General features: G+C 67.2%; 3 protein-coding genes. 1 reads left to right on the top strand and 2 read right to left on the bottom strand.

Annotated elements, in window-relative coordinates; all coding sequences use genetic code 11:
* Positions 1 to 110 precede the first annotated feature (110 nt).
* On the bottom strand, positions 111 to 998 hold the full coding sequence (locus ACFWM7_RS35090; RefSeq protein WP_383268792.1) for a DUF5753 domain-containing protein: 888 nt from the start codon (positions 996 to 998) through the stop codon (positions 111 to 113).
* Between ACFWM7_RS35090 and ACFWM7_RS35095 the strand changes: the two genes are divergently transcribed.
* The gene (locus tag ACFWM7_RS35095; RefSeq protein ID WP_383268797.1) at positions 997 to 1,572 is read left to right on the top strand and encodes an SDR family oxidoreductase; all 576 of its coding nucleotides are present in this window, start codon (positions 997 to 999) and stop codon (positions 1,570 to 1,572) included. The genes ACFWM7_RS35090 and ACFWM7_RS35095 overlap by 2 nt on opposite strands.
* Before the next feature lie 82 nt (positions 1,573 to 1,654).
* Here ACFWM7_RS35095 and ACFWM7_RS35100 read toward each other — a convergent pair whose 3' ends face one another.
* On the bottom strand, positions 1,655 to 1,906 hold the full coding sequence (locus tag ACFWM7_RS35100; RefSeq protein ID WP_383268794.1) for a hypothetical protein: 252 nt from the start codon (positions 1,904 to 1,906) through the stop codon (positions 1,655 to 1,657).
* Positions 1,907 to 2,036 lie beyond the last annotated feature (130 nt).

The raw sequence follows: 2,036 nt of genomic DNA on the forward strand, positions 1-2,036 counted from the left end.
TCTCCCACAGTCCGTCCGGAACGATCCATCCCCACCGTCCACTTCCCATGAACAGCACAACCGCCAACTGGCCATGTAGGACACGGTCTAAGACCGTGTCCTACATGGTCTTAGTCACGCGACAGCTCTTTCCTGATCGTTCTCAAAAGTTCCAGCGAAGCTATCGGAGCCTCTGCCAGATTTCGCAGCGATTCGATATATGAGCGCAGTTCCCGGATTTCACGGGGCGACTTCCTGGACGACATCCCGGTCATTGCGTCGAAGGCCACAATCGACCTCTCCCCCGCCCCACCGAATTCCAGCAGCGTAAACATGTAGGTCAGCGTGGCGCTGGCCGTGAAGGGGATGACCCTGAAGGAGACCCTCCCCGATTCCGCGTCCTCGATCAGCGCGTCGAGCTGGCTGGCCATCACGGCTTTGCCACCGACTTGCTGACGCAGGGCGCCCTCGCCGATGATCGCTTCGACGATCGGCGGGTGGCTCTTGTCGAAGATCCCTCGGCGCTGTCCGCGCAGGTGCGCGGATCGGTCCATCTGGTGCGGCGAGAGAACCGCCTTGTCCAGCGAGAGCGTCAGCGCCTCCGCGTACGGGCGACGCTGAAGGATGCCGGGCAGGACGTTGCCGGCGCAGTAGGTCAACTTCGTGGCGGCGTCCTCGTAGGCAACGAATTCCAGGAGCGACTCGTCGAATTCCTCCTCGAATTCGCGCCACCAGGCACTCTCGATGGACTGAGCCGCCCGCAGCAGCGTCTCCAGCCGGACCTTCGCCTCTTTGTCCAATTGGAGGGCCTTGACGATCACTCGCCACTCATCGTCGTCGGGTAGCGCCGCACCACGTTCGAGTCGGGAGTAGCGGTCGATGGTCGAGCGGCCCAGTGCGCTGCTCACGTCGCTCTGCTTGATCTTCATGCCGCCGGGTGTGCGGGCAGCGGCGCGTACCGCCTTCAGAGCGTCACCGAATGTCCGGCGCGCCACGATCCCCGCCGTGTTCACCGACATGCGCTTCCCCCCTGCTCGGCCGATTGGGCATAGCGCAGGGTATCTGGGGTGGCGAGGAGACCACCCGTCGACGCTTCGACCAGCTCGTAGAGGCCGGGCTGCTCGACAACCGGATCTTCGTCCCCGTCATGATGCTGTCGGTCGGGGAGCAGACGACGCCGCTGGACCGCGTGGCCCGGATCATCCACTACGTCGTCACGCAGTTCAGCGACCGGGAACTGAACATCGCGCTGTCCAGTCTGGACGATCCCTCCCAGCGCGAGTCTACGACTGGATGGGCCCGGTCAAAGCGGCTCTGGAGTCGACCAACCGGTATCTGGCACGGGATCTGGGGCCGAAGCGCATCCGCGTCAACGCCGTCGACAGCGGCCCGATCACCACCATGGCCGGCAAGTCCATCCCGGGCTTCGAGTCCCTCGCAGAGGCGTGGCCGAAGCGCGCTCCACTGGGCTGGGACACCTCGGACGCCTCGCCGGTCGCCGACACGGTCTCGTTCCTCCTCGGGGATGACTCCCGCGCCATCACTGGGCAAGTGCTGCACGTGGACGGCGGATTCTCGTCCGTGGGCGTCTGAGCAGCGGGCAGGGACAGGAGGAGCCCCCCACAGTGAACACATCACCGCCGGGGGCTCCCGTCCTGCGTCAGCAAGGCTGAGCTCATCCGGCGAGGCATCGCCATGCTGTCGGGATGGCCACCCAGCTCCCACGCCACCTCGGGACGACGGCCCCGCGCCAGGTCCGGCCCGCGTCCGCCGGGAGCCACGGGGCCACAGCCGCCACCCCGGCGTGCCGAGCGCGGCCCTCACCCTCCGGCAGCCGCCAGGCGCCCATGTAGAGCGGGAGCAGGTCGTCCAGCAAGCGCTGAAATCTCGTCTCGGAGTCCCGGCCACGGTAGGCGTCGATCGTCATGCGGCGGAACCTTTAGCGGAGTTGACGCCCCCCGGCCCGGGGGGCGTCAACACCGCCTGGCCCGCCGGGGGGACCAGGGGGGGGAGCCGCCGGTCACCCCTCGCGGCGCGGGCCCGCCCCGCTGCCCACC

It is taken from the genome of Streptomyces sp. NPDC058375, from assembly GCF_042723425.1.
Taxonomy (GTDB): Bacteria; Actinomycetota; Actinomycetes; order Streptomycetales; family Streptomycetaceae; genus Streptomyces; species Streptomyces durocortorensis.

Excerpts from the sequence above, each read along its gene's own strand:
- ACFWM7_RS35095 (WP_383268797.1), top strand. The coding sequence starts at position 997 with ATGCGCTTCCCCCCTGCTCGGCCGATTGGGCATAGCGCAGGGTATCTG.
- ACFWM7_RS35090 (WP_383268792.1), bottom strand. The coding sequence starts at position 998 with ATGTCGGTGAACACGGCGGGGATCGTGGCGCGCCGGACATTCGGTGAC.
- ACFWM7_RS35100 (WP_383268794.1), bottom strand. The coding sequence starts at position 1,906 with ATGACGATCGACGCCTACCGTGGCCGGGACTCCGAGACGAGATTTCAG.